General features: G+C 69.1%; 30 protein-coding genes. 14 read left to right on the forward strand and 16 right to left on the reverse strand.

Going from position 1 to position 24,572, the window contains the following annotated elements:
* From ABTW65_RS23070 to ABTW65_RS23105, 8 genes are all read right to left on the reverse strand, one after another.
* Complete coding sequence (locus ABTW65_RS23070; protein WP_350664462.1) at positions 1-945, reverse strand: phosphotransferase family protein; 945 nt, start codon at positions 943-945, stop codon at positions 1-3.
* 56 nt (positions 946-1,001) lie between these two features.
* Positions 1,002-2,057 (reverse strand): WD40 repeat domain-containing protein, encoded by a 1,056-nt coding sequence (locus tag ABTW65_RS23075; protein ID WP_350664464.1) that lies wholly within the window; start codon positions 2,055-2,057, stop codon positions 1,002-1,004.
* A 19-nt stretch (positions 2,058-2,076) separates the two neighbouring features.
* Positions 2,077-2,574 (reverse strand): DUF4919 domain-containing protein, encoded by a 498-nt coding sequence (locus ABTW65_RS23080; protein WP_350664466.1) that lies wholly within the window; start codon positions 2,572-2,574, stop codon positions 2,077-2,079.
* On the reverse strand, positions 2,571-3,641 hold the full coding sequence (locus ABTW65_RS23085) for a hypothetical protein (RefSeq protein ID WP_350664469.1): 1,071 nt from the start codon (positions 3,639-3,641) through the stop codon (positions 2,571-2,573). Before ABTW65_RS23085 ends, ABTW65_RS23080 begins: the two co-directional genes overlap by 4 nt.
* Complete coding sequence (locus tag ABTW65_RS23090; protein ID WP_350664471.1) at positions 3,641-4,138, reverse strand: DUF4919 domain-containing protein; 498 nt, start codon at positions 4,136-4,138, stop codon at positions 3,641-3,643. Before ABTW65_RS23090 ends, ABTW65_RS23085 begins: the two co-directional genes overlap by 1 nt.
* Positions 4,135-5,190: a hypothetical protein gene (locus ABTW65_RS23095; protein WP_350664473.1), complete on the reverse strand. Its 1,056-nt coding sequence runs from the start codon at positions 5,188-5,190 to the stop codon at positions 4,135-4,137. Before ABTW65_RS23095 ends, ABTW65_RS23090 begins: the two co-directional genes overlap by 4 nt.
* The gene (locus ABTW65_RS23100) at positions 5,190-5,492 is read right to left on the reverse strand and encodes a hypothetical protein (RefSeq protein ID WP_350664476.1); all 303 of its coding nucleotides are present in this window, start codon (positions 5,490-5,492) and stop codon (positions 5,190-5,192) included. The genes ABTW65_RS23095 and ABTW65_RS23100 overlap by 1 nt, the downstream gene beginning before the upstream one ends.
* A gap of 78 nt (positions 5,493-5,570) precedes the next feature.
* Positions 5,571-7,139 carry an alkaline phosphatase D family protein gene (locus ABTW65_RS23105; protein ID WP_350664477.1) on the reverse strand — a complete coding sequence of 523 codons (1,569 nt, stop codon included), beginning with the start codon at positions 7,137-7,139 and terminating at the stop codon, positions 5,571-5,573.
* A 188-nt stretch (positions 7,140-7,327) separates the two neighbouring features.
* Between ABTW65_RS23105 and ABTW65_RS23110 the strand changes: the two genes are divergently transcribed.
* Entirely contained in the window at positions 7,328-7,771 is a 444-nt protein-coding gene (locus ABTW65_RS23110; protein WP_350664479.1) for a hypothetical protein, read from the forward strand.
* On the opposite strand, the gene ABTW65_RS23115 is transcribed toward ABTW65_RS23110, so the two are convergent.
* Positions 7,744-8,988, reverse strand: a complete 1,245-nt coding sequence (locus tag ABTW65_RS23115) for an RNA polymerase sigma factor (protein ID WP_350664480.1) — start codon at positions 8,986-8,988, stop codon at positions 7,744-7,746. The genes ABTW65_RS23110 and ABTW65_RS23115 overlap by 28 nt on opposite strands.
* Positions 8,989-9,025: 37 nt before the next feature.
* On the opposite strand from ABTW65_RS23115, the gene ABTW65_RS23120 reads away from it, so the two are divergent.
* From ABTW65_RS23120 to ABTW65_RS23140, 5 genes are all read left to right on the forward strand, one after another.
* Positions 9,026-9,394: a YciI family protein gene (locus tag ABTW65_RS23120; RefSeq protein WP_350664482.1), complete on the forward strand. Its 369-nt coding sequence runs from the start codon at positions 9,026-9,028 to the stop codon at positions 9,392-9,394.
* Between the two features lie 33 nt (positions 9,395-9,427).
* Positions 9,428-10,357: a glycoside hydrolase family 25 domain-containing protein gene (locus ABTW65_RS23125; protein WP_350664484.1), complete on the forward strand. Its 930-nt coding sequence runs from the start codon at positions 9,428-9,430 to the stop codon at positions 10,355-10,357.
* A 61-nt stretch (positions 10,358-10,418) separates the two neighbouring features.
* Positions 10,419-12,287 carry a translation elongation factor 4 gene (gene lepA / locus ABTW65_RS23130; protein ID WP_350664486.1) on the forward strand — a complete coding sequence of 623 codons (1,869 nt, stop codon included), beginning with the start codon at positions 10,419-10,421 and terminating at the stop codon, positions 12,285-12,287.
* Positions 12,288-12,695: 408 nt separating this feature from the next.
* Positions 12,696-13,988, forward strand: coding sequence for an HNH endonuclease (locus ABTW65_RS23135; protein WP_350664489.1), 1,293 nt, complete (start codon positions 12,696-12,698; stop codon positions 13,986-13,988).
* A gap of 67 nt (positions 13,989-14,055) precedes the next feature.
* Complete coding sequence (locus ABTW65_RS23140) at positions 14,056-14,409, forward strand: hypothetical protein (protein WP_350664491.1); 354 nt, start codon at positions 14,056-14,058, stop codon at positions 14,407-14,409.
* On the opposite strand, the gene ABTW65_RS23145 is transcribed toward ABTW65_RS23140, so the two are convergent.
* The gene (locus ABTW65_RS23145) at positions 14,396-14,956 is read right to left on the reverse strand and encodes a hypothetical protein (protein WP_350664493.1); all 561 of its coding nucleotides are present in this window, start codon (positions 14,954-14,956) and stop codon (positions 14,396-14,398) included. The two genes, ABTW65_RS23140 and ABTW65_RS23145, sit on opposite strands and share 14 nt — an antisense overlap.
* A gap of 107 nt (positions 14,957-15,063) precedes the next feature.
* Positions 15,064-15,471 (reverse strand): VOC family protein, encoded by a 408-nt coding sequence (locus ABTW65_RS23150; protein WP_350664495.1) that lies wholly within the window; start codon positions 15,469-15,471, stop codon positions 15,064-15,066.
* Between the two features lie 85 nt (positions 15,472-15,556).
* On the opposite strand from ABTW65_RS23150, the gene ABTW65_RS23155 reads away from it, so the two are divergent.
* The 4 genes from ABTW65_RS23155 (at position 15,557) to ABTW65_RS23170 (ending at position 17,555) form a co-directional block, all read left to right on the forward strand.
* Complete coding sequence (locus ABTW65_RS23155) at positions 15,557-16,378, forward strand: helix-turn-helix transcriptional regulator (RefSeq protein WP_350664498.1); 822 nt, start codon at positions 15,557-15,559, stop codon at positions 16,376-16,378.
* The gene (locus ABTW65_RS23160; RefSeq protein WP_350664500.1) at positions 16,276-16,515 is read left to right on the forward strand and encodes a WCX domain-containing protein; all 240 of its coding nucleotides are present in this window, start codon (positions 16,276-16,278) and stop codon (positions 16,513-16,515) included. Before ABTW65_RS23155 ends, ABTW65_RS23160 begins: the two co-directional genes overlap by 103 nt.
* A 79-nt stretch (positions 16,516-16,594) precedes the next feature.
* Positions 16,595-17,071 (forward strand): pyridoxamine 5'-phosphate oxidase family protein, encoded by a 477-nt coding sequence (locus ABTW65_RS23165; protein ID WP_350664502.1) that lies wholly within the window; start codon positions 16,595-16,597, stop codon positions 17,069-17,071.
* Positions 17,072-17,102: 31 nt separating this feature from the next.
* Positions 17,103-17,555, forward strand: coding sequence for an NUDIX hydrolase (locus ABTW65_RS23170; protein ID WP_350664504.1), 453 nt, complete (start codon positions 17,103-17,105; stop codon positions 17,553-17,555).
* On the opposite strand, the gene ABTW65_RS23175 is transcribed toward ABTW65_RS23170, so the two are convergent.
* A complete protein-coding gene (locus ABTW65_RS23175) occupies positions 17,540-18,064 on the reverse strand; it encodes a cupin domain-containing protein (RefSeq protein ID WP_350664506.1) in 525 nt (174 codons plus the stop codon). The genes ABTW65_RS23170 and ABTW65_RS23175 overlap by 16 nt on opposite strands.
* Positions 18,065-18,118: 54 nt before the next feature.
* Here ABTW65_RS23175 and ABTW65_RS23180 point away from each other — a divergent pair, with 54 nt between their 5' ends.
* Positions 18,119-19,027 (forward strand): aminoglycoside phosphotransferase family protein, encoded by a 909-nt coding sequence (locus ABTW65_RS23180; RefSeq protein WP_350664508.1) that lies wholly within the window; start codon positions 18,119-18,121, stop codon positions 19,025-19,027.
* A 6-nt stretch (positions 19,028-19,033) separates the two neighbouring features.
* On the opposite strand, the gene ABTW65_RS23185 is transcribed toward ABTW65_RS23180, so the two are convergent.
* Together ABTW65_RS23185 and ABTW65_RS23190 are read right to left on the reverse strand one after the other, a co-directional pair.
* Positions 19,034-19,909 carry a hypothetical protein gene (locus ABTW65_RS23185; RefSeq protein WP_350664510.1) on the reverse strand — a complete coding sequence of 292 codons (876 nt, stop codon included), beginning with the start codon at positions 19,907-19,909 and terminating at the stop codon, positions 19,034-19,036.
* Positions 19,906-20,397, reverse strand: coding sequence for a SigE family RNA polymerase sigma factor (locus tag ABTW65_RS23190; RefSeq protein ID WP_350664512.1), 492 nt, complete (start codon positions 20,395-20,397; stop codon positions 19,906-19,908). The genes ABTW65_RS23185 and ABTW65_RS23190 overlap by 4 nt, the downstream gene beginning before the upstream one ends.
* A gap of 88 nt (positions 20,398-20,485) precedes the next feature.
* Between ABTW65_RS23190 and ABTW65_RS23195 the strand changes: the two genes are divergently transcribed.
* On the forward strand, positions 20,486-21,133 hold the full coding sequence (locus ABTW65_RS23195; RefSeq protein ID WP_350664515.1) for an MOSC domain-containing protein: 648 nt from the start codon (positions 20,486-20,488) through the stop codon (positions 21,131-21,133).
* On the opposite strand, the gene ABTW65_RS23200 is transcribed toward ABTW65_RS23195, so the two are convergent.
* Entirely contained in the window at positions 21,130-22,221 is a 1,092-nt protein-coding gene (locus tag ABTW65_RS23200) for a hypothetical protein (RefSeq protein ID WP_350664517.1), read from the reverse strand. The two genes, ABTW65_RS23195 and ABTW65_RS23200, sit on opposite strands and share 4 nt — an antisense overlap.
* Positions 22,218-22,706: a sigma-70 family RNA polymerase sigma factor gene (locus ABTW65_RS23205; protein ID WP_350664519.1), complete on the reverse strand. Its 489-nt coding sequence runs from the start codon at positions 22,704-22,706 to the stop codon at positions 22,218-22,220. The genes ABTW65_RS23200 and ABTW65_RS23205 overlap by 4 nt, the downstream gene beginning before the upstream one ends.
* A 112-nt stretch (positions 22,707-22,818) precedes the next feature.
* Between ABTW65_RS23205 and ABTW65_RS23210 the strand changes: the two genes are divergently transcribed.
* Together ABTW65_RS23210 and ABTW65_RS23215 are read left to right on the forward strand one after the other, a co-directional pair.
* Positions 22,819-23,331: an ArsR/SmtB family transcription factor gene (locus tag ABTW65_RS23210; RefSeq protein ID WP_350664521.1), complete on the forward strand. Its 513-nt coding sequence runs from the start codon at positions 22,819-22,821 to the stop codon at positions 23,329-23,331.
* Positions 23,328-24,569 carry an MFS transporter gene (locus tag ABTW65_RS23215; protein WP_350664523.1) on the forward strand — a complete coding sequence of 414 codons (1,242 nt, stop codon included), beginning with the start codon at positions 23,328-23,330 and terminating at the stop codon, positions 24,567-24,569. Before ABTW65_RS23210 ends, ABTW65_RS23215 begins: the two co-directional genes overlap by 4 nt.
* Positions 24,570-24,572: the final 3 nt, after the last annotated feature.

Below are 24,572 nucleotides of genomic sequence, written 5' to 3' on the forward strand. Positions count from 1 at the left end.
CTACGCCGGGTCCTGATCCCAGGCTCGGCGCTCCGCCAGCCAGTCCAGACACACCTCGCCCTGCCACCGCTGCATCCTGCGGAGGTGGGGCGAGGTCGTCTTGACCGGCTGGTCGGCGGCGGCTAGGAAGTAGCCGGCGAAGAGGGCCAGGACGGAGTCGATGGCCTCAGGTGCGGCCTGCGACAGCAGCGGATGGGTAGCCAGGAACGACTCAGCGTCGAGGCCGTCGCCGCGCGGCCCGACCAGCAGCAGGAGCGAGTCGATCCAGTCGGCACCGAGGACCGGCCAGGTCCAGTCGACCAGCAGGACACCACCGTCGGGGCGGATGAGGATCGTGTCGTCGCGTGCGTCCAGGTGGACCAGCGTCTCGCCGGCCGTGTGCTCCGCGAACCCGGCGGCGAGCTCCGCCGCCAGGTCGGCATGCGGGTAGCCGTCCACCCGGTCCCACAGGGCGGGGTAGGAGGCGTGCTCCTCGGCGAAGGTCGGCCAGCCGATTCCCGGGGCCGGGGTGAGCGCGGCGGCGGTCTCGACCAGCGCCTCCGAGACGACCTCGAGGTCCGCGGACGTCCACGGCCGCGACGGCAGCCGCGACTCGACGTACTCGAAGGCCAGAACCACCCACTCGCCGTCGTCGAACCACTTCAGCTTCGGGGCGGGCACCCAGCCGGCGAGCTTCTTCAGCTTCGCCGCCTCCTCCCGGTAGAGCGCCGCGGAGTCGCGTTGCGCCTTGGCCGAGGCCGCCTTCACGAAGTGCTGGGAGCCGTCCTGACAGGTCAGCACCGAGGCGAACCCCGGCGTAAACCCGGCCCCGTGCGACTCCGCCGAGACCACCGGCCCACCGCCGAGCCGCTTCTCGATCGAGGACCGCAGAAAAGGCGGCAGGTGGGGCCACTCCAGGCGGCGGGCGGTCTGCCCGTGCGGGATGTTCGTCGGGATCGCGCTCACGACCACATCCTTGTGTACGCCGGCCGTGATGCGCCAGCGCACCACGGCACGAGCAGCTAGGACATCGGCGGCTGATCGAGCTGTGCGGCGGGCTTGCCAGTGGCGACGTCCCAGGCCGCGACACCGTCCTCGGCCGACGCGGTGTAGAGGGTCTTCCCGTTGGGGCTGAAGATCACCTTCGAGCCCGACAACGCGGTCCGGACGAGGTCACGGGACTCGCCGGTACCGCCCAGCGCCTTGGGTGCCCACAGGATCAGCCCGGCATCGTCGGAGTCGCTCGTGGCAGCCAGCGAGCGAGAGTCGGGGGAGAAGGCGACAGCGGCGACCGGATGACCGGGTAGCGTCTCCGCGGCCTCGAGCGTCTTGGCGTCCCAGATCGTCGGGTAGCCCTCGGTGGTGACGCCGGCGATCCAGCGGCCGTCCGGGCTCCAGACCGGATCCGCGACGTTCGCGGCCGCGACGGTGCCGACCTCGTCGCCCGATTCGGCCTCGAGGATCGAGACGCTGTCGCCGGAGGCAACCGCCACCTGCTTGCCATCGGGGCTGAACGAGATGGATCCGACGCCGCTGCTGAGATCGGTGCTCGCCACCTCGTCGCCGTCCTCGACCGACCAGATGATCAGGTCGCCCTCGAGCCCGGCGCCGGCCACGAGCCGACCGTCGGGACTGAACGCGATCTCGCCGACCGGGCTGGCGTCGGTGACCTGCGGGTTCGGCAGGCCCTCGAGCCGCTGGACCTGCTTGTCGCCGTCCACCTCGACCAGCGCGATGTCCGAGCAGCCGACCCTCCTCGCCACGAGCGTCAGGTCCTGGCTGATGGCTCCGTAGCCGGTCTCGGAGAGAGTCTCGTACGCACCACCGGCGGCGTTCCAGCGGCAGGTGCCGTCGGTGCAGCTGGCCACGACGTACTTCCCGTCGGCGCCGGCGACCAGCGAGCCAGGGTCGAGCCGCGAGGGCATGACCGCGGCGGCCAGGCTGATCGAGTCACCTGATGTCCCGAGCGCGGAGATGTCGCAGCCGTCCTGGTCGGGGTCGCCGGCGCAGCCGGCCAGGAGCGCGGCGGCGAGCACGCCGCTGAGCGGGACGCTGAGGACGTACGTTCGGGGTTTCATCGGTCCTTCTCGAGATCTGTCAGGCGAACGAGGACACGTCGAAGTAGGCGACGGTGCCGTCGGTGCAGGTGAGGCGGTCGAGACGACGGCCTCCGGTCTCGACGAGGTCCTGGCGGTCCCGGACCTTGTCGAGGGCTCGGAGCATGTCGTACTCGTCGTTGATACGCAGCACCGACCACGGATGTTGCTCGCTGCCATCGCCGGTGGAGCGGATGCTGCGCAGCGCGGCCCCGGCGACCTGCCGCTCGCGCGCGGCGGCTCGTCCGTCGCCGGACTGCTCCAGCGCGGTGGCCATCCGCAGGTGGGCCGAGGGGCTGAAGATCGCCCCCGGCATGGCCCGCCGCAGCTCGGCGACTGCCGCTGCGTACGACCCCTCGGCGAGCAGCCTGTTGACCGAGTCGAGGTCGAGGTCGGGGGTGAAGTTGACCGAGCCGCGGACCGCGCGGCGAAGCGGCCCGAGGGTCTCGGGGCCGGGGTCGTCGAGGTAGGCGGTGACCAGGTCGGCGTACGTGGTCATCGCGACTCCTCCAGGAGCCGGTTGAACTCCTCGTCGGTGAGGTTGTTCAGGTAGTCACGGCCGGAGTTGCGGGCGTCGGTCTCGACGGGCTGGTTGTAGTACTCGTCGAAGGAGTCGCCGTTGTCGGTGCTCTTGTAGTCGTCGAAGTTCTCTTCCCACTCCTCGGCCTGACCCTCGGTGATGCCGTCCTGCTCGTGCTCGTCGAAGGGATCGTCCTCCCACCAGAACTGGAAGTCGTTGTTGTCCTCGATCGCCTCGTGCTGGCGACCGTGCCGGACCTCATGGGCAACGGTGTTGATCAGCATGCCGGGGTTGTCGAGCACATTGGGGTTGAGCGCCATCGTGGGCTCTTCGTCGCTCCAGTAGCCGAACGTGACGCCGTTGCTGTCCCACTTGTCGTTCGCCAGGGCGTCCCAGTCGATGGTGGGCATGTCGACGCCGCTGTCAGCGGCGATCTTCTTGACCATCGCCTCCAGCACGGCCTTGCGCTCCTCGATGGTGAGCGTCTCCCACTTCTCCGCGATGGCCGGGTCGATGTTGCCGTACTCGTCGCCCTGCTCGTTGATGCCGGTCGGCAGGCCGCGGGCGAGGACCGCGTCGACGCCGACCGCCTTCGCCAGTGCCTTCTCGATCTCGTCAGCGAGCTCCTGGGCGATGTTCTGACGACTGTTGCCCCACTCCTCGGCCTCGAAACGGCTCTTGAACGTCGGCGGGGTGGCCGTGCTGGTCACCGTGCCGTCGTCACTGACCGTGAACTCCTGGGTCTTGGCCCGATCGAGGATGCCCTGGACGAGACGCTCGATCGCCTCGACCTCGGGCTCGGCCGTGTAAAGCGCCTTCTGCATCTCCTGCTTGGCGGTGATGTGGCTGCTGAGGTTCTTGACCAGACCGTTGCGATGCCCGCGGGCGGCGTCCGCCGCCATCCCGGTCCAGGACTTGGCCACGCCGTTGGCCTCGAGCTCGTCGCGGCTGCTCTCCAGCTTGCGAAGATCGGCCTTGAGCCCGTCGCCGGCATCACCCAGCGGTGCGGCCTTCCAGGTCTTGACCTGGCCGAACGTGATCGCCATCAGACGAGCGCGGACGCGTCGAAGTGAGCGAGGGTCCCATCGGTGCAGGTGTGGCGGTCGATACGCCGCCCGTCGGCCTCCAGGAGATCCTGGCGGCCGGGGACCTTCTTGAGCGCGCGGAGCAGGTCGTACTCGTCGTTGATCCGCAGCACGGTCCAGGGATGCTCCTCGGTGCCGTCGCCGCTCGCCCGGATGCTCCGCAGGGCGGCGCTGGCGACCTGGCGCTCGCGGGCGGCGGAGCGCTCCTCACCGGAGCGCTCGAGGGCGGTCGCGAGGCGTAGGTGCGCGGACGGGCTGAAGATCGCTCCGGGCATGAGTGCCCGCAGCGCGTTCGCGGCCTCGGCGTAGTTGCCGTCGGCGAGCAGCTTGTCGATGCCGCTGAGGTCGAGGTCGATGGTGAAGTTGGCGGAGTTGCGGACCGCGCGGCGCAGCGGCGCCAGCGTCTCGGGGCCGGGGTCGTCGAGGTAGGCGGTGACCAGGTCGGCGTACGTCGTCATTTCGACTCCTTCAGGAGGCGGTCGAGCTCAGCGGGCGTCAGGTTGTCGAGATAGTCGCGACCGGACTTGCGGGCATCGGCCTCGACGGGCTGGTTGTAGTACTCGTCGTAGGTGTCGCCGTTGTCGGTGCTCTTGTAGTCGTCGAAGTTCTCCTCCCACTCCTCGGCCTGCTCCTCGCTGATGCCGTCCTCCTCGTGCGCGTCGAAGGGGTCGTCCTCCCACCAGAACTGGAAGTCGTTGTTGTCGTCGATCGCCTCGTACTGACGGGCATGGCGCATCTCGTGAGCCACGGTGTGCAGGATGTCCGGATCGTCGACGTTGCCCGGATTGAGGTGCACCGTGTGGTCGTCCTCGCTCCAGTAGCCGTTGGTGCTGCCCTTCGCGTCCCAGACGATGTCCTCGACGTCGACGCCGTACTCCTTGGCGAGCTCCTCGATCTTCTGGTCGATGATCGCCTTGCGCTCGGCATCGGTGAGCTGGGCCCACCGCTCGGTGGTCTCGGGGGACGCCATCCCGCGCTGATCGCGGGTCTGGTCGAGGTCCGCGTCGGTGCCGGCGGGGATGCCGTCGGTGAGGATCTGGTCGACGCCGACTGCCTTGGCGAGGGCGTCGGAGACGTCGTCGGCGAGCTCCTGGGCGATGGTGTTGCGGCTGTTGCCCCATTCCTCGGCCTCGTAGCGGTTCTTGAAGGTCGGTGGGGTGGCGGTGCTGGTCACCGTGCCGTCGTCGCTGACGTTGAACTCGTTCGTCTTGGCCCGGTCCAGGATGCCTTGGACCAGGCGCTCGATGGCCTCGACCTGAGGCTCGGCGGCGTAGAGCGCCTTCTGCATCTGCTGCTTGCCGGTGATGTGGCTGCTCAGCCGGGCCACGAGGGTGTCGCGGTGGCCGCGGGCGGCGTCGGCGGCGACGCCGGTCCAGGACTTGGCCACGCCGTTGGCCTCGAGCTCGTCGCGGCTGGTCTCCAGGTTGCGGAGGTCGGCCTTGAGCCCGTCGCCGGCGTCACCCAATGGTGCCGCCTTCCAGGTCTTGACCTGGCCGAACGTGATCGCCATCAGTTGGGGCCCATGACCTTGCCGGCCTTTTCGCCGGCGGCCTTGTCGGCGGCCTCGAACTCGTCGAGAGCCTTCTGCATCTCCGCGGCGAGCTTCTGGGAGCTGTCGGCCGCGGCCTTCGTCTCATCGGTCCAGCGGGTGCCGAGATCGGACATGTAGGTGACCGACTCCGCCCCTGGGACCGCAGCGCCCGCCTTGCTCAGATAGCCGGCGGAATCGGCCTTGCGTACGGCGCTCTCGGCGTCCGTGGCGATGCCGATGGATGTCTTCATGTCCTTGGGGACGACATGAATTTCGCTCATGGTCTGCTGGTCCTCCTGGGCCCGAACGGGAGACGGCTAGGGCGTGTCTTCACAGAGACACGCCCTAGCCGGGAGACCCTAACGGAAACTCGGGTCCAGCGTCTTCGTAAATAGCGCACCGCCGTCGACGTCACGGAGGGTGACAGTGAGCTGCTGCGTACGTCCGTCGATCTCGACCTCGCCGAAGAACTGGAAGCCGTCGGCGGGTGAGGCGTTGGCGGCCGGGGGAGCGGCCACGAACTCGGCGGCCGGACCGAAGGTGGGGTCCAGCTTGTTGGGGCCGAAGGCGCCGGCGTTGAGCGGGCCGGAGACGAACTCCCAGAACGGGTCGAAGTCCTGGTAGGCGGCGCGGCCGGGGTCGTAGGAGTGCGCCGCCGTGTAGTGGACGTCGGCGGTCAACCAGACGTGGTTGCGGATGCCGAGGCGCTTGAGCCCGGTCAGGACCTTGGCGATGTCGAGCTCGCGGCCGAGCGGGGCACCGAGGTCTCCCTGGGAGATGCCCTCCTGCAGGGTGCCGTCGGGGACGACCAGGCCGATCGGCAGGTCGGCGGCGATGACCTTCCAGGTGGCGCGGGAGGCGGCCAGCTCGCGCAGGAGCCACTTCGTCTGACGCTCACCGAGCACGCCACCGTCGGCGCTCGTCTCGGCGTTGGTCGTGTTGGTGTCCTTGTGGGTGCGCATGTCGAGGACGAAGAGATCCATCAGCGGGCCGTAGGAGAGCTTGCGGTAGATCCGGCCGTCGGGGTCGGGGGAGGCGTCGCCGACCGGGATGTACTCGTGGAAGGCCTGCTTCGCGCGGGCCGCGAGGACATCGACACGGCGCTCGGTGTAGCGGCCGTCGTCGGGGAGGATCTCGCCCGGGTACCAGTTGTTGGTGACCTCGTGGTCGTCCCACTGCGCCACGATCGGCGTCTGGGCGAGGAAGGCGCGCCAGTTGTCGGCGAGCAGGTTGTAGGCGTACTGCCCGCGGAACTCGGCCAGCGTCTCGGCGACCTTGTCCTTCTCCTCGGTGACGATGTTGTTCCAGACCCGCCCGTCGGGGAGTGTCACGGTCGAGGTGAGCGGGCCGTCGGCGTAGACGTTGTCGCCGGAGCTCAGGAAGAAGTCGGCCTCGCGCGCCGCCATCGCGGGCGCGATCCGGAACCCACCGAAGTCGGGGTTGGCGCCCCAGCCCTGCCCGGCGATGTCGCCGGACCACAGGAACCGGATGTCCTGGCGGCCTGCCGGGGCGGTACGCAGCCGGCCCAGCTCCCAGGCGCTTCCGCGTCGCGGGTCGTCGGGGTCGACGGCGCGCACCCGGTAGAAGTAGTCGCGCCCCGCCTCGAGGCCGTCGACCTTCAGCTCTCCGGTGAAGTCGCTCTTCGCGGTCACCACCGGACCGCTGACGGGCCGGGCCCGGTGGAAGGACTCGTCGGCCGAGATCTCCGCGACCAGGCGCGAGGTCTTGTCCGCGCGGCTCCACAGGACGCCGCCCCGGGCGCCGACGTCGCCGGACTGGACGCCGTGGGTGAGGGAGGGGCGGTTGCTGCGTACGAAATTGGCAGGGCCGAAGGCGGGGGCGGCGGCTGCTGCGGATGCGGGGATGACGAGTCCGGCACCGGCGGCGGCACCGAGGCCGAGGACGGAGCGGCGGTTGAGTGGGGTCATGGACCAAACCTGCCGATTCCGGCGGAACGACCGGTGAGTTCCGCGGGTCGTGTCGGTGAACACGTACGCCTAGGGTGCCGTCCCCGGGTGGAAGAAAAGTTTCTTTCACCCGGATGTCGAGATCGCCGGGCGGGCTCCGAGAGAGGGGTGAAGGCCGGAGACGCCGGCCGCACAAGAGGAGCGACATCATGAACGACGAGTACGCCATGCCCGCACTGCCCGCACCGAGCCCCGGCATCCGCGCCCTGGACCGGCTCATCGGCACCTGGAAGGTCACCGGCGGCGCGGAGGGCGAGGTCACCTACCGCTGGATGGAAGGTGGCTACTTCCTGCTGCAGGACGTACGCCTGGAGCAGTTCGGCCAGGTCACGACCGGGATCGAGGTGATCGGCAACCTGCGCCCCTTCGGCGAGGAGCCGAGCGCCGACGTGCACTCGCGCTACTACGACAACACCGGCGCCACCCTCGACTACGTCTACGAGCTCGACGGCGACACCCTCACCATCTGGGGTGGGGAGAAGGGCTCGCCGGTGAAGTTCGTCGGCACCTTCGACGAGACCGGCGACGTGATGACCGGCGAGTGGGACTATGCCGGCCAGGGCGGCTACGAGTCGACGATGACCCGGGCCTGATCCGCACGCCGCAGCAGGTAGTCGCGTTCGGCCTCGTTGGCGGTCAGCTCCGCAGCCGCCCGGAACTGGGCGGCTGCGGACGGGTCGCGCCGCTGGTCCAACAGGTGCGCCCGCACCGCCAGGACCCGCTGCGCGGTCAGCGGATCGCCGGCGAGGCCGTGCTCCGCGTCGAGCTCGTCCAGCAGCTGCAGGCCGACCACCGGGCCGAACGCGTGAGCCGCCGCGACCACTCGGCCCAGGCGGACCGGTGCGGTGGGCAGCGTACGTTCCAGCAGCAGGTAGAGGCCGAGGATCTCGCGCCAGTCGGTGTCCGCCGCGGACTCCGCGTGGGCGTGGACGCCGGCGATCGCCGCCTGGAGCAGGAAGGGCCCCGGGTCACTTCGCCCCCACACCTCCTCCAGCAGGGCCAGCCCCTCTTCGATCAGCGCGTGATCCCAGCGGGAGCGGTCCTGCTCGGCCAGCGGCACCAGGCCGAGGTCGGGGTCGGTACGTGCCGGCCGCCGCGCCTCGGTGAGCAGCATCAGCGCCAGCAGACCGGCGACCTCGGGCTCGCCGGGAGCGATCCGGACGAGCATCCGGGTCAGCCGGATCGCCTCGTGCGCCAGGTCGACCCGGCCCAGCTCGGCGCCGGCACTGGCGGTGTAGCCCTCGTTGAAGACGAGGTAGAGCACGTCGAGCACGGCGCCGATCCGCTCGGCGCGCTCGCTCTCCCCGGGCGGCGTGAACCGGGCGCCGGCCTTGCGCAGCGTCTGCTTCGCCCGGCTGATCCGCGTGCCCATGGTGTTCTCCGGGACGCCGTACGCATGGGCGATCTCGGTCGTCGTCAGCCCGGCCACGGCGCGCAGCGTGAGCGCCACCTGCCCGGTCCGCGACAGCGCCGGATGACAGCACAGCAGCAACAGCGTCAGGCTGTCGTCGGTCTCCGCCGCCGGGCCGGCCGGAGTGACCACCTCGGCGATCCCGACCTGGAGCTCGCGACGGTGGGCCGCCTGCTCGGAGCGGAGCAGGTCCACCATCCGCCGGTAGCCGATCCTGGTCAGCCAGGAGCGCGGGTTCTCCGGAACGCCGTCGCGCGCCCACTGGACGCTGGCGTCCAGCAGCGCCTCTTGGACCGCGTCCTCGGCGGCCTCGAACCGGCCGAAGCGGCGGACCAGGGCGCTGAGGACGTACGGCGCCTCGGTCCGCAGCAGGTCCTCGAGGGCCGCTGGTCCGGTCATGCCGTCAGAGCCTAGTTTCGGGGGCTAGTTTCGGGGCATGAAATACCTGCTGCTGGGATACACACCCGCCGACGCCTGGGACGCCTCCGACACGGCCTCCGAGGAGGCTCTCGCGGCGTTCGCGGAGTACCAGAAGTTCGAGGAGGAGCTGGTCGCCAACGGCGAGCTGGTCAGCACCGAAGGTCTGGGACACCCGGCCGTCTCGGTCACGGTCCGGCCGGGTGAGAACGGTCCGGTCGCGACCGACGGCCCGTTCGCCGAGCTGAAGGAGGTGCTGGCCAGCTTCGCGGTCATCGACGTCGCCAGCCAGGAGCGCGCCATCGACATCGTGTCGCGGATCGTCGCGGTCCTCGGGGAGCCGATCGAGATCCGGCCGGTGATGGGGGACGACTTCGCGCAGGTGTGACCCGCTGGGATGCGGGTGGCAGTATCTGCGGTGATGTGGGCGAGAAAGAACCTGTACGCCGCCGTGCTGCTGCTCCTGGCGGCGCCGGTGCTGTTCGGCTGCGCCGCGGAGCCTCCGGCCGAGGCGGAGTCCGGCTCGCCGTCGATGCCCGCGATCACGGCGCCCGAGACGTCGGCGAGCGCGCCACCACGCGCGCCGGAGTCGCTCGACATCCCGTCCGTCCCGCCTGCTGACGACCGCGGGATCGTCGAGGGCGGTGACCTGAGCTGGCCGCAGTGTCCCGAGGGGATGGGCATCAAGGAGCGTCGGACGCTGGGACTGCCGATGCCGCTCGACTCGGCGGAGTACGTGATCATCGGCCTCACCAACGGCCCGGCGTTCACCCCCAACCCGTGCCTGGCCTCGCAGGTCGAGTGGGCCAAGAAGAACAAGGTGATGACCTCGGCCTACGCGGTCACCTCCTACCCCCGTGCCGCCACGATCCGTGAGTACGGCGGCGAGGGGCCGGGCGACCCGGACACGAAGATCGGCCGGCTGACCAACGTCGGCTACCAGCAGGCGGTGTGGAATCTCGAGGAGATGAAGCGCGCCGGCCTGGAGTCGCCCTCGGTCTGGCTCGACGTCGAGCCGGTCGCGGTCTGGGAGTGGTCCGGCGACATCGAGGCCAACCAGGCGGTGGTCAAGGGCGCCCTGGCCGGCTATCAGGACGCCGGGAAGCGGGTCGGGGTCTACTCGATCGAGGGCCTGTGGACGCCGATCGTCGGCGACCTGCAGCTGCAGCTGCCCGAGTGGCGTCCGGCGGGCGAGGCGTCGCGGGCGGCGGCCCTGGAGCGGTGTGGTGGCGACTGGATGTTCCAGGGCGGTGCCGCGGTGATGGTGCAGTGGCTCGAGAACGGCCGCGACCGCAACGTGACCTGCCCGGGCGAGTCGGTTCAGCTGCCGCTTTGGTTCCATCAGTACTGAGCGTGGGACAATAGGCGGTGACGTACCCGCCCCCGTTCTTGAGCATCTACGAAAGCAGCCTGTGACTCACTCCGCGCCACAGCCCGGCTCCACTGATCCGGCGATCATCCGCAACTTCTGCATCATCGCCCACATCGACCACGGCAAGTCGACGCTGGCCGACCGGATGCTGCAGCTGACCGGTGTGGTCGACGAGCGTGCCGCGCGGGCGCAGTACCTCGACCGGATGGACATCGAGCGCGAGCGCGGGATCACGATCAAGTCCCAGGCCGTGCGGATGCCGTGGACGGTCACCGAGGGCGACGACACCGACAAGACGTTCGTCCTCAACATGATCGACACCCCCGGCCACGTCGACTTCACCTACGAGGTCTCCCGGTCGCTGGAGGCTTGCGAGGCGGCGATCCTGCTCGTCGACGCGGCCCAGGGCATCGAGGCGCAGACCCTGGCCAACCTCTACCTGGCGATGGGTGCCGACCTGCACATCATCCCGGTGCTCAACAAGATCGACCTGCCCTCCGCCAACCCGGAGAAGTACGCCCTGGAGCTGGCCAACCTCGTCGGCTGCGAGCCCGAGGACGTACTCCAGGTCTCGGCGAAGACCGGCATGGGTGTCGAGGGACTGCTCAACGAGATCGTGGCCCAGACCCCGGCTCCCGTCGGTGACCCGGACGCCCCCGCGCGGGCGCTGATCTTCGACTCCGTCTACGACACCTACCGCGGCGTGGTCACCTACGTCCGGGTCTTCGACGGCAAGCTGACCCACCGCGACAAGATCAAGATGATGTCGACCGGTGCGGTCCACGAGATGCTCGAGCTCGGCGTGATCAGCCCGGAGCCGGTCAAGGCCGACCACATCGGCGTCGGCGAGACCGGCTACCTGATCACCGGCGTGAAGGACGTACGCCAGTCGCGCGTGGGTGACACCGTCACCGGCAACAACCGCCCGGCCAAGGAGATGCTCAGCGGCTACTCCCACCCCAATCCGATGGTCTTCGCGGGGCTCTACCCGATCGACGGCGACCAGTACCCGGTGCTGCGCGAGGCCCTCGACAAGCTGCAGCTCAACGACGCTGCCCTGACGTACGAGCCGGAGACCTCGGGCGCGCTCGGCTTCGGCTTCCGCGTCGGATTCCTCGGCCTGCTGCACATGGAGATCACCCGCGACCGTCTCGAGCGCGAGTTCAACCTCGACCTCATCTCGACGGCCCCCAACGTGGTCTACGACGTGATCATGGAGGACGGCTCCGAGCACATCGTCACCAACCCGTCGGAGTTCCCCGAGGGCAAGATCCGCGAGGTGCGCGAGCCGGTCGTCAAGGCCACCATCCTCTCGCCGTCCGACTACATCGGCACGATCATGGAGCTGTGCCAGAAGAAGCGCGGCACCCTCGGCGGCATGGACTACCTCTCCGAGGACCGCGTCGAGATGCGCTACGTCCTCCCCATGGGCGAGATCGCCTTCGACTTCTTCGACCAGCTCAAGTCCTCGACCAAGGGGTACGCCTCGCTGAACTACGAGTTCAGCGGCGACCAGGCCGCTGACCTCGTCAAGGTCGACATCCTGCTGCAGGGCGAGCCCGTCGACGCGTTCTCCGCGATCGTCCACCGCGAAGCCGCGTACTCCTACGGGGTCATGATGGTCGGCAAGCTGCGCGAGCTGATCCCCAGGCAGCAGTTCGAGGTCCCGATCCAGGCCGCCATCGGTGCTCGCGTCATCGCCCGCGAGACCATCCGCGCCATCCGCAAGGACGTCCTCGCCAAGTGCTACGGCGGCGACATCTCGCGTAAGCGCAAGCTGCTCGAGAAGCAGAAGGAGGGCAAGAAGCGGATGAAGATGGTCGGCCGCGTCGAGGTCCCCCAGGAGGCCTTCGTCGCCGCTCTCTCCACCACCCAGCCCTCTACCGACAAGACCGCCGGGAAGAAGTAGGCCCCGCTGGTCGAGCCGCTTTGCTCCGCTGGTCGAGTTGCCGGAGCCGCTCTGCCCCGCTGGTCGAGCCGCCGGAGCCGCTAGGCGGAGGCGTGTCGAGACCAACACGGTTCTCTTCCGCGGGAGAGCTCGCTTGGTGACTGTTCTTCGTTTCAGGGTTCGCCGCCGACCCTTGATTTGAGTGTCTCTCGATCGTGCGCCGCGTCAAGGACGGGCTTCGCCCGCCGCTTCGCGGTGGCCTTCGGCCATCCTTGACCCGGCACCCGATCGAGAAAGATTTCGCCTATATCGGGGCGGCGGCGAGAGAGTGGCGCGGTGCTCAGGTGTCTTGTTCGCTGACCGCGTAACTTGGTTCTGACCTGCTTAAATGGGTCGCTTCATGGTGCCCTGTCGCATATAATTAGGCTTATGTACGAGACCATCGATCGCTTTCTTGCTGGGCCGCCTGCGGGTGCGTCCGAGGGTGAGTTGGTCGACTGGATCTCGCGCCTCGAAGAGGTCAAGTGCACCGCTGAGGCAGTCCAAGCCGAAGCGGCGGTACGTCTCGAGGAAGCCGCTCGCGCCCGCCAGGTCGAGGCCGGGGTTCCGGCCCGCAAACTGGGCGAAGGCGTTGCATCGCAGGTCGCGTTGGCGCGGCGGGTCTCGCCCGAGAAAGGTGCCAAGCTGCTCGGGCTCGCGAAGATCCTGATCGCCGAGATGCCCCACACCTACGCGCTGATGAAGGCAGGCCTGTTCTCCCAGTGGCAGGCCACCATCCTCGCCCGAGAAACCGCCTGCTTGTCGATGGAGGACCGTCGGGTCATCGACCATGAGCTCTGTGCCACCGGTCCAGACGATGAACCCGCTCGAGCCGTGTCGATGGGGTTACGGCAACTCGAGAACGCCGCCAAGAAACTCGCCATCACCCTCGACCAAGCATCCGTCGTCGCCCGCGCCGCCAACGCCGAGAACGACCGACGCGTCAGCCTCCGCCCGGCACCGGACACCATGACCTGGCTCGGCGCCCTCCTCCCGGTCAAGGACGGCGTCGCCGTCTTCGCGGCCTTGGACCAGGCCGCCAAGACCGCTGCGGCCGCCGGGGACGAGCGAACACGCGGCCAGGTCATGGCCGACACCCTGGTCGACCGAGTGACTGGCCGCGCTGAGGGAGCCAAGCCTCGGATCGAGGTCAAGATCGTCATGACCGCCGACTCGCTCGCCAACGACGCCGATCAACCCGCGATGGTCGAGGGCTACGGACCCGTCCCCGCAGCCTGGGCCCGCAAAGCGCTCAACGATGCCGAGGTCTTCGTCCGCCGCCTGTTCACGGATCCCGCCGGGCAGTTGGTCGCGATGGAATCCCGCTCACGGAAGGCACCCGACGGGTTGGCGGAGTTCGTCGCGACCCGCGACGGAGGGATCTGCAGGACCAACGGCTGCGATGCTCCGATCCGCAACATCGACCACATCGAACGTCATGCAGACGGCGGCGAAACGAGAGCCGAGAATCTGCAGGGTCTGTGCGAAAGGTGCAATCAAGCCAAGGAAGCCCTCGGGTGGCGCGCCAGACCAGAACCGGACGGCAGCATCATCACCACCGCACCCACCGGGCACACCTATGTCAGCCCGCCGCCAGACACCTGGTCACCGGATCCACCATCCTTGTCGTCGGCAGAGCGCAGGCTGCGCGATGTACTTCTCACTCACACGCTCGCGGCCTGAGCCGCTACGCCTTACGCTCGATGGAAGACAGCCTTTCCCGGGGGCGATGAGACGGGAGGGGACGCGAATGCGATCCGATGAGGAGCGCTCGGGTGCCCGTGGCTGGGTGTGGTGGTACGGGCTGTTCCTCGGTTGCCTGCTCGTCGTGGCAGGGGTGGCCGAGACGGTTCGCGCGGTGAGCAGCGGGGACGGTGGGCTTGTCTTCTGGTTCGGCACGCTCGTCGGTGGCGGCGTGCTCGTCCTGGTCGGCACGCTGCTGCTGCCCCGCAGGCCTAGGACGGGGTTCATACTCACGACGGTCGGATGTCTCGCGGGGGTGCTCCCGACCATGTGGACGTTGATCGTGCCCGTGATGCTCGTGGCGTTGATCTTCGTGAGCGGCAGCCGAGCTATGGCGCCGCCGCGGGTCAGGAGCGGATGAGCTCGATGCTGTCGAGGACGGCGTCGAGGTCGTCGAGGCGTTGGTCGATGTCGTCGGGGTTCTGCCAGAACACGCGGATGCCGTTGGCCTGCACCTGGACGCAGTCGAAGGGCGTGCCGTCGGAGTAGGACCACCAGCTGAGCCGCTCGCCCTCCAGGTCGCCGAAGGTGTCGGTCGGGGCGTCGTAGGTGACGTCCTTGACGTCGTCGTCACCGCCGCTGTCCTCGAACTCCTTCAGCTCGTCGTTCATGTCCGCGAGCGACTCCTTCTCGCCGACCCGGACGCTGAAGAAGCGGTCCTCGGACGTACGCCACGTGCACTGGCCGCCGGGGGTCTGGTCGCTCGGGCCGGTGGACTCCGGCTCGAACTCCTTCGGCACGTCCAGCCTCAAGATCACCCGCTTCCCGCCGATCGCCCCCGCACACTCGGCGGCGGTGAACCCCTCCGGCGTCGAGGTCGAGGACGCCGAGAACGGCGTCGGTGCGTCCGTCGTCACCGGCCCCGAGCCGGCCCCGCAGGCCGACGTGGCAGCGATCAGGACGATCATGGGTGCAGCCCGAAAATGCATGCCGGCTAGTCCATCACAGGACGCGGCGGGCGGCCGCGGAACACCATCCTTCCCGCCGCGATCGCCGGGATGCGACCGGTTATGCGCTATCCGCGCATCGCCAGGTAGTGGGGGCTGTGCATGAGCCCGATCACGTTGCCGAACGGGTCGGCGACGGTGGCGATCTCCCAACCGGGTTCGCCGAGCGGTCGTGGGGCCGCCAGCCCGTTCGCGCCGAGGGCGAGCAGGTGGTCGTACGCCTTCTGCACGTCATCGACGTGCCAGTGCATGATCGCGCCGGCAGGGCTGGCGAACTCGTAGCCCTCCGGTGCGTAGCGGCGGTCGAGGAGGCCGAGCTCATCCTGGCTGTCGCCGATGCGGAACTCGACGTACGCCGGCTGCTCGGCGCTGGGGCGTGCGAAGTAGGGGGCGACGCCGAGGAATTCCTGGTACCAGGCGGCAGCAGCCTTCACGTCGTCGACGAGGTAGTTGATCGTGGTGAATCCGTGGAACATGTGCTCTTCCTTTCGTGGTGGTGACTCCCATGATTCCGCTCAAAGTGCTCACGGAATGAGCACTTTGTGTGGCAGCCTCAGATCTGTGCGAGCCGAGCGGATGATCGCCACGCTCCTGCTGTTGCAGGCGCGCGGCCGGGTGACGGCGGCCGAGCTCGCCGTCGAGCTGGAGGTCTCGGTCGCCACCGCCCGTCGCGATCTCGAGGCGCTGTCGTCGGCCGGCGTGCCGGTCTACCCACAGCCGGGGAGGGGCGGAGGTTGGTCCCTCGTCGGGGGCGCGCGCACCGACCTGAGCGGGTTGACCGGTCCCGAGTCACAGGCTCTGTTCACGCTGGTCGGACCGGGTGCGGGCACGTCGCCCGAGGCACAGCAGGCGGTGCGCAAGCTGCTCCGGGCGCTGCCGAGCCCATTCCGGGCCGACGCGGCCGCTGCGGCGGAGGCGGTGCGGCTCGATGCCGGCGCCTGGGGCGAGCAGCGTCGCTCGCGACCCGAGGTCGTAGACGTCGTGCAGCAGGCGGTGATCGACCGGCACCAGATCCGCCTGGACTACACCAGCAGAACCGGTCACGTCAGCACGGTCCTGCTCGATCCGCTGGGTCTGGTGGCCAAGGACGACCTGTGGTATCTCCTAGCGACCCGCGACGGCGCCCCGGACGTACGCACCTATCGCATGGACCGGGTCGCCTCGGTCGAGGTGACCGCGCAGCCGGCGAGTCGGCCAAAGGACTTCGACCTGGCCAGGGAGTGGCAGCGGGTGGTGGCGTCGTGGAGGAGCGGCGGGCCCGGGTCCGCGCCGCGGTGCTTGTGCGGCGCCGCCATCTGTGGGTTCTGCGCGACCACTTCGGCACCTACCTCGACGTGGTCGGCGACGCGCCTGCGGTCGGTGACGAGGAGCGGATCGAGGTGAGCGTCGCCGCCCACACCGCCCGGTCTCTCGCCGAGCAGCTGGCGGGATGGGGATCGATGATCGAGGTCGTCGGGCCCGAGGACGTACGTCACGAGCTGGCTCGCATCGGGACCGAGTTGGCGGCTGCGTACGGCTGAGAGTCGCGCAAGATCGGCTAAGCGCGCAGTCGGCGTTCGGTGATCTACTCGTGTGTGCCGACGAGTCGAAGGAGTGACGATGCGTACAGAACAGGTTCGGTTTCCGGAGGGATATGGCACGCCGAGCGAGCTGATGGCGTGGGAGGACGTACGTCAGCGGCTGGTCGAGGCGAAGCAGTTCTGGTTCGCGTTCGAGAGGCCGGGGCGGAGCCCGCACGTGACACCGCTGGACGGGATCTGGTTCGAGGACAAGCTTGTCTACGGCGGCAGCCCGGAGACGTTGCACCGGCGGCTCGCGGCCGAGCATCCGAAGGTGACGGTGAACTTGCCGGACCCGTGGAAGCTGGTCGTCATCGAGGGCGAGGTGCGGACGACAACCTTCGACGCCGCGACCGCCGAGGAGATCGCGGGGCTGCTGAACGCGAAGTATCCCGAGTACGGCGAGAACGTCTTCGAGGCGAAGCACTACGTCGAAGGGACGACGGCGGTGCATCCACGGCGGATCCGGGCCTGGACCTCGTTCCCGAAGGACGCGACCGCCTTCGTCTTCGACTGACTTCCGGCTGGTCCGCGCTAGTCTCGCAGGGATGCACTTCACCGACTACGACACTCGGGTGGCGGCGTACGCCGTCATCGTCGACGACGCGGGGCGGATCCTGCTGAGCTGGTTCAACGGCAACCACCGCAACGACCCGGGCTGGACGCTGCCGGGTGGCGGCGTCGACTACGGCGAGCAGATGCCCGCCGCAGTCGTGCGCGAGGTGAAGGAGGAGACCGGCTACGACGTCGAGGTCGGAGCTCCGCTGACGACCGACGTGTTCGTCGTGCCGTTCGACCCGGGGCGACGGCCCTACCAGTCGACTCGGGTGGTCTTCGAGGCCCGGATCGTCGGGGGTGAGCTGGGCACGCTGGAGGTCGGTGGAACCACCGACTACGCCGCGTGGATCGGCCTGGACGACCCCGCGATCGAAGCCGACTCCACGAGCCCCATCGTCAGGATGGGGATCGCGGCCCTGAAGGTCGCTCAGTCGACCCAGTAGTTGTCGTGGAGCTTGTAGAACTCGGCCATCTCGTCCGGACCGAGCTCGGTGCCCTCGGCCAGCTCGCGCAGCCCCTCGAAGTAGCCCTCCCGCGGCGCGCCCGGGGTGAAGTGGAGCAGCATCGAGGCGGGCTCGTCGGTGGCGTTGCGGAAGCCGTGCAGGCCGCCGACCGGCACGTGCACGAAGTCGCCGGCGCCGGCCGGGATCCACTCCTCGCCGTTGTAGATCCGCACGGTCCCGGTCAGCACGTAGAACGACTCGGCCACGGCACGGTGGAAGTGGGGCCCAGGGCCGGTCTCGTTGGGACCGAAGTGCCAGCGGTAGAGCCCGTAGTCACCTGCGGTCGTCGCTCCGGTGGCGAGATAGTCGACCTTCACGCCGTTGGGATAGGTGAGATCGGGCGCGGTCTTGTCGGGACGGTAGAACGCCGAGACCTCACCGGCCTCGCCGTCGTAGCGCTCGGGCGGGTAGGGAACACCTTTGGTCCCCATCGACTCTGGAAGTGACATGAGCACAACCTGCCCGATCCGTGCGGGGTTGGGAAGCGGATTAAGGTGGCTGGCGTGACGCGGCTGCCGGACCCCCTGCTGGCCCTCGCGGCGAACGGTCCCGAATGGGCGGCGTGGCTCGACCGGCTGCCCGGGCTGGTGCGCGACCTGCTCGAGGAGTGGTCGCTGAGACCGGACGGCGAGGCGACGCACGGGAACACCGCGGTCGTGCTTCCCGTGCGGACCACCGAGGGCGAGGCCGCGGTGCTGAAGGTCGGCTGGCCGCACTGGGAGGCCGAGCACGAGGCGCTGGCGCTGCAGACCTGGGGCGGTCGGGGTGCCGTACGCCTTCTCCGGGCCGACCCGAAGCGCTTCGCGCTGCTGCTGGAGCGGCTCCACGCCGAGGACCTCTCGGAGCTGTGGGACGTGCAGGCGTGCGAGATCGTGGGCGGGTTCTGCCGGCGGCTGCACGTCCCGGCTCCGCCGCAGCTGCGTACGTTGTCCGCGCAGGCCGCGCGCTGGGCGAGCGAGCTGGGGGACAAGGAGCGACGGCTTCCGGTGCCGCCGCGGATGGTCGAGCAGGCCCGGGCGATCGCCCGCGACTTCGCCGCCGACGAGGCGACCGACGGTCGGCTGATCCACACGGATCTGCACTTCGACAACGTCCTGCGAGCCGACCGCGAGGAGTGGCTGGTGATCGACCCGAAGCCCCTCTCCGGCGACCCGCACTACGAGCTCGCGCCGATGCTCTGGAACCGCTTCGAGGAGTACGCGGGGCGGATCCGCGACGGCGTACGGATGCGGTTCTTCGCCCTCGTCGACGCCGCCGAGCTCGATGAGGACCGCGCCCGGGCCTGGGCGGTGCTGCGGCTGGTCGTCAACGTCAAGGACGAGGTCGAGGACAACCAGGCGCCCGACAAGGCTGGACCTGATAAAGAGTGGATCACCGCGATGATCTCGGTCGCGAAGGCGGTCCAGGACTGAGGGCCCTCAGTCGACCGGCCAGGCCTTTGGCGGCACCGGCTTGCTGCCACCGACCCGCTTCCCGGCGGCGTCGTAGGCCGCGAAGCCGGTGGTGGTGTCGTCGTCCAGCTTCGGTAAGCCTTCCGTGCTCAACGAGGCGACGGCGATCCCGCCGTTGAGGGTGCCGTCGACGTATCCGTCGCCGATGAAGAACTTCACCGACGTGACCTCGGCCGGCACGGGCAGCATGAAGTTGATCGTGTTGGTGTCCCAGCCGCTGGTGAACTGTTCCCGATGGTCCGTGTTGGGGAAGGGTCTGATGCGGCTTGCTGAGCCCGCGGCGTCCTCGGCCCTTGGCTGGCTGGAGTCGGTCGTGAAGGCCTCGCAGTGCACCAGGTAGTCGTCGGTCAGGAACATCGCGCGCAGGACGTTGTGATGCTCGGGCCCGACATCGGTGCGCCGCTCGGCGAAGATCGGGTAGAGGCGTGCGGGATCGATTGTGTCCGGCAACGGCGGACTTTCGGGGCGGCCGCCTGGGATCATGCGCCACCCGTTGGCCTCGTCGTAGGCGTCTTGATTGGCACTGCGCAGGCAGCTGCGTTCGAGCGTCGCCAGCTCCTTGTCGGAGACGTTCGTGGGTTCACCGCTCCAGGTGAGCACCTGCTCGGGACGGGACGGCGAGGTGCTCTGGTCCGCGGGCGCGAGATCGATCGCCAGCGGGCTACGTCCGAGACCGGCGAGGACGACCCCGGTCACGACGAGACACATACCGGCAGCAGCGGCGGTCAGCAGTGACGTACGCCGCCGGCGGAGCCGGTCCCCGCGGACCCGGATGTCGGCGAGCGGACGGTCGAGGGTGAGGTCGCTGCTGGTGCGCAGCTCGTCTTCGAGGTCGATGCTCATGAGCGAGCTCCTTCGGTGGCGAGGTCGGCGCGCAACGTGGCGAGCGCCTGGTGCAGGTGGGCCGAGACGGTGCCTTGCGAGATTTCGAGCACGGCCGACGTGGTCGCCGTGTCGAGGTCGAGGATGTAGCGCAGCGCCACCACCTCGCGCTGCCGCTCGGGCAGGCGGCGCACGGCGGCGATGAGGTCGCGGCGCCCGTCGAGGTCGGGTTGGTCGCTGCGTACGTCCTGGGGTGGGCCGACCTCGCGGCGGCGCTTCCGCCACGAGGAGATGTCAGCGTTGACCGCGGTGCGTACGACCCAGGCAGCAGGCGATCGGGCGTTGCGTACCGTCCGCCACCGCGCCCAGGCACGCGCGAAGGCTTCGGCCACCGCGTCCTCGGCGCGCGCCGGGTCGACCCCGCTCGCGACGGTGGCTCGCAGGCAGCGGTCCTTGTGGGTGGCGTAGAACGCACCGAACTCGTCGAAGTTCACAGCCTGTTGACGCATCAGCCCTCGGATCCCTTTAGGCGGCCATCGACAATTCTCGGCGGAAACCCGTTCGACCGTATTCGCGAGCCACGGGAGAATCGCGGCCATGCCCATCGTGCGAAGCGTCAACATCGGTCAGTCCAAGCCCGCCGAGTGGGCGGAGGTGGGCGCCACCTCGATGGAGAAGCTCGCCACGCCCGAGCCGGTGACGGTCGGCAGGGAGGGCATCGTGACCGACACGCAGACCGACCGTCGCCACCACGGCGGCGAGGAGCAGGCGGTCTACGCCTTCGCCCGCGAGGACCTCGACGTATGGGGCTCGCGGTTGGGTGTGACGCTTCGTGACGGGCAGTTCGCCGAGAACCTCACCACCGAGGGGATCGACATCAACGCCGCTCTGGTGGGGGAGCAGTGGCGGATCGGGACGGTGCTGCTGCAGATCTGCAGCGTGCGTACGCCGTGCAACGACTTCAAGAACTGGATGGGCGTCTCGGGCTACGACAACGCCCAGTGGGTCAAGAAGTTCGCCGCCGAGGCGCGCCCGGGGCCCTACCTCCGCGTCCTCGAGGAGGGGCAGCTGCAGGCCGGCGACGAGATCGTCGTCGTCCACCGCCCCGACCACGGCATCACCGTCTCGACGCTCTTCAAGGCGCTCATCACCGATCGCAGCCTGCTCCCGAGCCTCATCGGCATCGACGGGCTCGGGGACAAGCCGCGGGCGGCGGCGGAGAAGTACGTCGCGGCCCAGCGTTAAGGACCGCAGGGCCCTCCGGTGCAGCCCATCAAGTAGAGACCCTCGGGGGAGATGCCCTGGATCTCGAGCTTGTTCAGCTCGTCCGTGGTGAGCTCGCCGGTCGGGATCAGCGCGACGGCCACATTGTCTTCGGTGATGGTCGCGTCGAACCGCTGCTCGCCGACCCAGAACCAGGCGGACTCGATCGTCTCGTTGCCGAGTGATCGCGTCACTCGGATCCCTTCTGCGGTCTCGGTCCACTCGATGATCGGGGGTTGCCGCCTCGCCTCATCGGGCTCGGGATAGACCAGATCTCCGGCGGCGTCGTAGGCGCGGAAGCTTGCCGACTCGACGTCGACCCGGTGGTCGGTCCACGCGACCGCCAAGCCGTTGACGATGGTCGCCGGGAAGTCTTCACCGCTCGAGGTGAAGACCACGTCGGCGACGTTCATCTTCTCGGGGAGGGGGAGCAGGAACTCTGTGCCGTCGCCGGTGCCTCCAGCGGTGAAGTCCTCCCATGGCCCGGTCTCCGCAAAGGCGCCCCAGACCTGGGGTTGGCCGAATGCCCCCGCAAGATCGGGCTCGCTGTCGGCGTCCCGTTCGGCGTTCTGCCCCGTCGAGCAGGTCACGTCATAGTCGGGGCCGTCGAAGATCGCCATCGCCGTCGATCCACGCTTCTCGGCGAGGAACGGCCAGGTGCCCGCCGGGATCTCTTGGACCTCATCGGGATCGATGGCATTGTCCGCTTCGGGGGCTGAGCCGTACAAGAGCTCCACATCGGCCCAGGCCGTCATCAGGCACCGATCGGTGAAGGTGTTGAGCTCCTCGGGAGTCAGATTGGTCGGCTTGCCCGACCAGTCGACCGGAGTCTTCTGCTGAGGTGCGTCCGACGTCGACGGTTCCGGGGTGGCGATGTTCGAGTCGATCAGCCGATCGGGGATCGCGACGTACGCCATGACCCCGGCGAGTGAGAAGGCGGCGACCGCGGCGACCGCCTTCGAGCCGCGACGGAGGCGACGCATTCGGTCGCCCCGGCGCAGGATCTCGGTGGAAGGGACGTCCAGGGTCCGGTGACTGCTGTTGCGCAGCAAGGTCTCGATGTCGTTCATGACAGCATCCCTTCGGGGTTGGTCAGCTGCAGCCGCAGAGTCTTGAGCGCGTGGTGGAGCGTGGCGGAGACGGTGCCGCGAGCGATACCGAGCTCGTGGGCGGTCGTCTCGGCATCGAGGTCGAGGAAGTAGCGCAGCGCGACCACCTCGCGTTGACGCGGTGGCAGCCGGCGTACGGCCTCCAACAGGTCGTGGTCGGTGTCGTCGTCAGAGTCGTTGCGGGGGAGCTGTTCGGGGGTCTCGGGAACGGTCAGCTCGCGGCGGCGCTTGCGCCACCAGGAGATGTCGACGTTGACCGCGGTGCGAACCACCCATGCCGCCGGGGAGTTGGCCAGTCTGACCGTCTGCCAGCGCGACCAGGCGCGCGCGAAGGCTTCAGCGGTCGCCTCCTCGGCCCGGCCGGGATCCATGCCGGTCGCGATCGCCGCACGCAGACAGCGGTCCTTGGCGCCGACGTAGAAGTCGGTGAATTCTTCTCGGCTCACGCCTGGATGACGCACAGCAGCCATTATCGGTTTAGGCGCGACCCGAATAACTCATTGACGGTTCTGACCGGCCTCACCAGACTCACTCCCAAACAACTCTTGGGAGGTTCGGGTGGACGAGGAGATCTCGCGGCTGCGGGCGGCCGGGCACCCGCTGCGGCTCCGGATGCTGTCACTGCTGACGGGTGCGGAGCTGTCGGCGGCGGAAGTGGCGCGCGAGCTCGATCTGACGCATGCCAACGCCTCCTATCATCTCCGGTTGCTCGAGAGCGCCGGGCTGCTCGAGGTCGCGGGCGAGGAGCGGATCCGAGGTGGGGTCGCGAAGCGATACCGGTACGTCTGGCGCCGCGACGCCGCCCAAGGGCCGCCGTCCAAGGAGGACGACGAGGTCCACACCCGCGCGATCGCTGAAGAGCTCGTACGCCGCCGCCGCTCGCGCGCCGACGGACCGGCCATCGTCTCGGACGCGGAGATGTGGGTCGACCCCGATGTCTGGCAGCGGGTCCACGACCTCGTCCGGGAGGCCAGCGGTCTGCTCCACGACAACGCTCGTCCGTCGCGTACGGAAGGCACGATCCACGTGAACCTGACCGCCTCCGCGTTCGTGATGGGTGAGGACCAGTGAGCGTCCGGGGGAGCCTCTTCGTCCTCAAGGAACGCGACTTCGGGTGGTTCTTCGCCTCGCGGTTCGTCAACCTCGCCGGCTCGTCGATGTCGCACGTGGCGCTCGCGTTCGCGGTGCTCGAGGTGACCGACTCGGCCTCCGCGCTGGGCTACGTGGTCGCCGCGCACACCATCCCGATGGTCGTGTTCCTGCTGATCGGCGGGGTGATCGCCGACCGGTTCTCGCGGCGGCTGGTGCTGCAGCTGAGCAACGTGGCCTCGGCCGTGACCCAGGCGGCCGCGGCGGCACTGGTCATCACCGGGCACGCCGAGATCTGGCACCTGGTCGTCCTGCAGGCGATGAACGGCACCACGATGGCGATGGCGTTCCCGGCGATGCAGGGGATGGTGCCGCAGCTGGTGGCGAAGAAGGACCTGCAGCCGGCCAACCTGCTGCTCTCGATGTCGCGCAGCACCTTGACGATCCTGGGCCCGTCGGTCGCGGCCGCTCTCGTGGTCGGCGTCGGTGCCGGCTGGGCCCTGGCGGTCGACGCCCTGACCTGGCTGCTCGCGGCGATCTTCCTGCTCCCGGTGCGGATCCCGCCGCGCCCGGCAGACGCGGAGAAGACCTCGGCGATCCAGGACCTGCGGGCCGGGTGGACGTACTTCCGGGGCACCACCTGGCTGTGGGTCGTGGTGGTCGCCTTCATGATCCTCAACGCGATCCAGTCCGGCGGGCTGCACGTGCTGGGTCCTGCGTACGCCAAGTCCTCCTCGCTCGGCGTCGAGGGCTGGGGCCTGGCCAACTCCGCGCTCGCGGCCGGGATGCTCGTCATGACGATCGTGCTGATGCGGGCCACGATCCGGCGCCCGTTGCGAGCGGGGATGTTCGGGATCATGGCGTTCTCGCTGCCCTTCTTCGCGCTCGCGCTGTGGCCGGAGACGGTGCCGCTCATCGTGGCGATGGCCTTCGCCGGCGCCGGGATCGAGATCTTCAGCCTCGGCTGGAGCCTGGCGATGCAGGAGAACGTCCCGGGCGAGATGCTCTCGCGCGCCTACTCCTACGACGCGCTCGGCTCGTTCCTCGCGATGCCGGTCGGACAGCTCCTCTTCGGGCCGCTGGCGGCATGGTTCGGGGAGCGGCCGGTCTTCTTCGTCAGCGGCGTGCTCTACGCCGCGGTCTGCCTGGCCGCGCTCGCCGTGCCGTCGGTGCGACGGCTCGAGCGGGCGGGCCAGGACGAGATGTCCGCGACCTCGTGAGGG

Source organism: Nocardioides sp. NPDC127503, from assembly GCF_040302165.1.
Lineage (GTDB): Bacteria > Actinomycetota > Actinomycetes > Propionibacteriales > Nocardioidaceae > Nocardioides.

Coding starts and splice junctions, on each gene's coding strand:
- ABTW65_RS23075 (WP_350664464.1), bottom strand. CDS start 2,057: ATGAAACCCCGAACGTACGTCCTCAGCGTCCCGCTCAGCGGCGTGCTC.
- ABTW65_RS23080 (WP_350664466.1), bottom strand. CDS start 2,574: ATGACCACGTACGCCGACCTGGTCACCGCCTACCTCGACGACCCCGGC.
- ABTW65_RS23085 (WP_350664469.1), bottom strand. CDS start 3,641: ATGGCGATCACGTTCGGCCAGGTCAAGACCTGGAAGGCCGCACCGCTG.
- ABTW65_RS23090 (WP_350664471.1), bottom strand. CDS start 4,138: ATGACGACGTACGCCGACCTGGTCACCGCCTACCTCGACGACCCCGGC.
- ABTW65_RS23095 (WP_350664473.1), bottom strand. CDS start 5,190: ATGGCGATCACGTTCGGCCAGGTCAAGACCTGGAAGGCGGCACCATTG.
- ABTW65_RS23100 (WP_350664476.1), bottom strand. CDS start 5,492: ATGAGCGAAATTCATGTCGTCCCCAAGGACATGAAGACATCCATCGGC.
- ABTW65_RS23105 (WP_350664477.1), bottom strand. CDS start 7,139: ATGACCCCACTCAACCGCCGCTCCGTCCTCGGCCTCGGTGCCGCCGCC.
- ABTW65_RS23110 (WP_350664479.1), top strand. CDS start 7,328: ATGAACGACGAGTACGCCATGCCCGCACTGCCCGCACCGAGCCCCGGC.
- ABTW65_RS23115 (WP_350664480.1), bottom strand. CDS start 8,988: ATGACCGGACCAGCGGCCCTCGAGGACCTGCTGCGGACCGAGGCGCCG.
- ABTW65_RS23120 (WP_350664482.1), top strand. CDS start 9,026: ATGAAATACCTGCTGCTGGGATACACACCCGCCGACGCCTGGGACGCC.
- ABTW65_RS23125 (WP_350664484.1), top strand. CDS start 9,428: ATGTGGGCGAGAAAGAACCTGTACGCCGCCGTGCTGCTGCTCCTGGCG.
- ABTW65_RS23135 (WP_350664489.1), top strand. CDS start 12,696: ATGTACGAGACCATCGATCGCTTTCTTGCTGGGCCGCCTGCGGGTGCG.
- ABTW65_RS23140 (WP_350664491.1), top strand. CDS start 14,056: ATGCGATCCGATGAGGAGCGCTCGGGTGCCCGTGGCTGGGTGTGGTGG.
- ABTW65_RS23145 (WP_350664493.1), bottom strand. CDS start 14,956: ATGATCGTCCTGATCGCTGCCACGTCGGCCTGCGGGGCCGGCTCGGGG.
- ABTW65_RS23150 (WP_350664495.1), bottom strand. CDS start 15,471: ATGTTCCACGGATTCACCACGATCAACTACCTCGTCGACGACGTGAAG.
- ABTW65_RS23165 (WP_350664502.1), top strand. CDS start 16,595: ATGCGTACAGAACAGGTTCGGTTTCCGGAGGGATATGGCACGCCGAGC.
- ABTW65_RS23170 (WP_350664504.1), top strand. CDS start 17,103: ATGCACTTCACCGACTACGACACTCGGGTGGCGGCGTACGCCGTCATC.
- ABTW65_RS23175 (WP_350664506.1), bottom strand. CDS start 18,064: ATGTCACTTCCAGAGTCGATGGGGACCAAAGGTGTTCCCTACCCGCCC.
- ABTW65_RS23185 (WP_350664510.1), bottom strand. CDS start 19,909: ATGAGCATCGACCTCGAAGACGAGCTGCGCACCAGCAGCGACCTCACC.
- ABTW65_RS23190 (WP_350664512.1), bottom strand. CDS start 20,397: ATGCGTCAACAGGCTGTGAACTTCGACGAGTTCGGTGCGTTCTACGCC.
- ABTW65_RS23195 (WP_350664515.1), top strand. CDS start 20,486: ATGCCCATCGTGCGAAGCGTCAACATCGGTCAGTCCAAGCCCGCCGAG.
- ABTW65_RS23200 (WP_350664517.1), bottom strand. CDS start 22,221: ATGAACGACATCGAGACCTTGCTGCGCAACAGCAGTCACCGGACCCTG.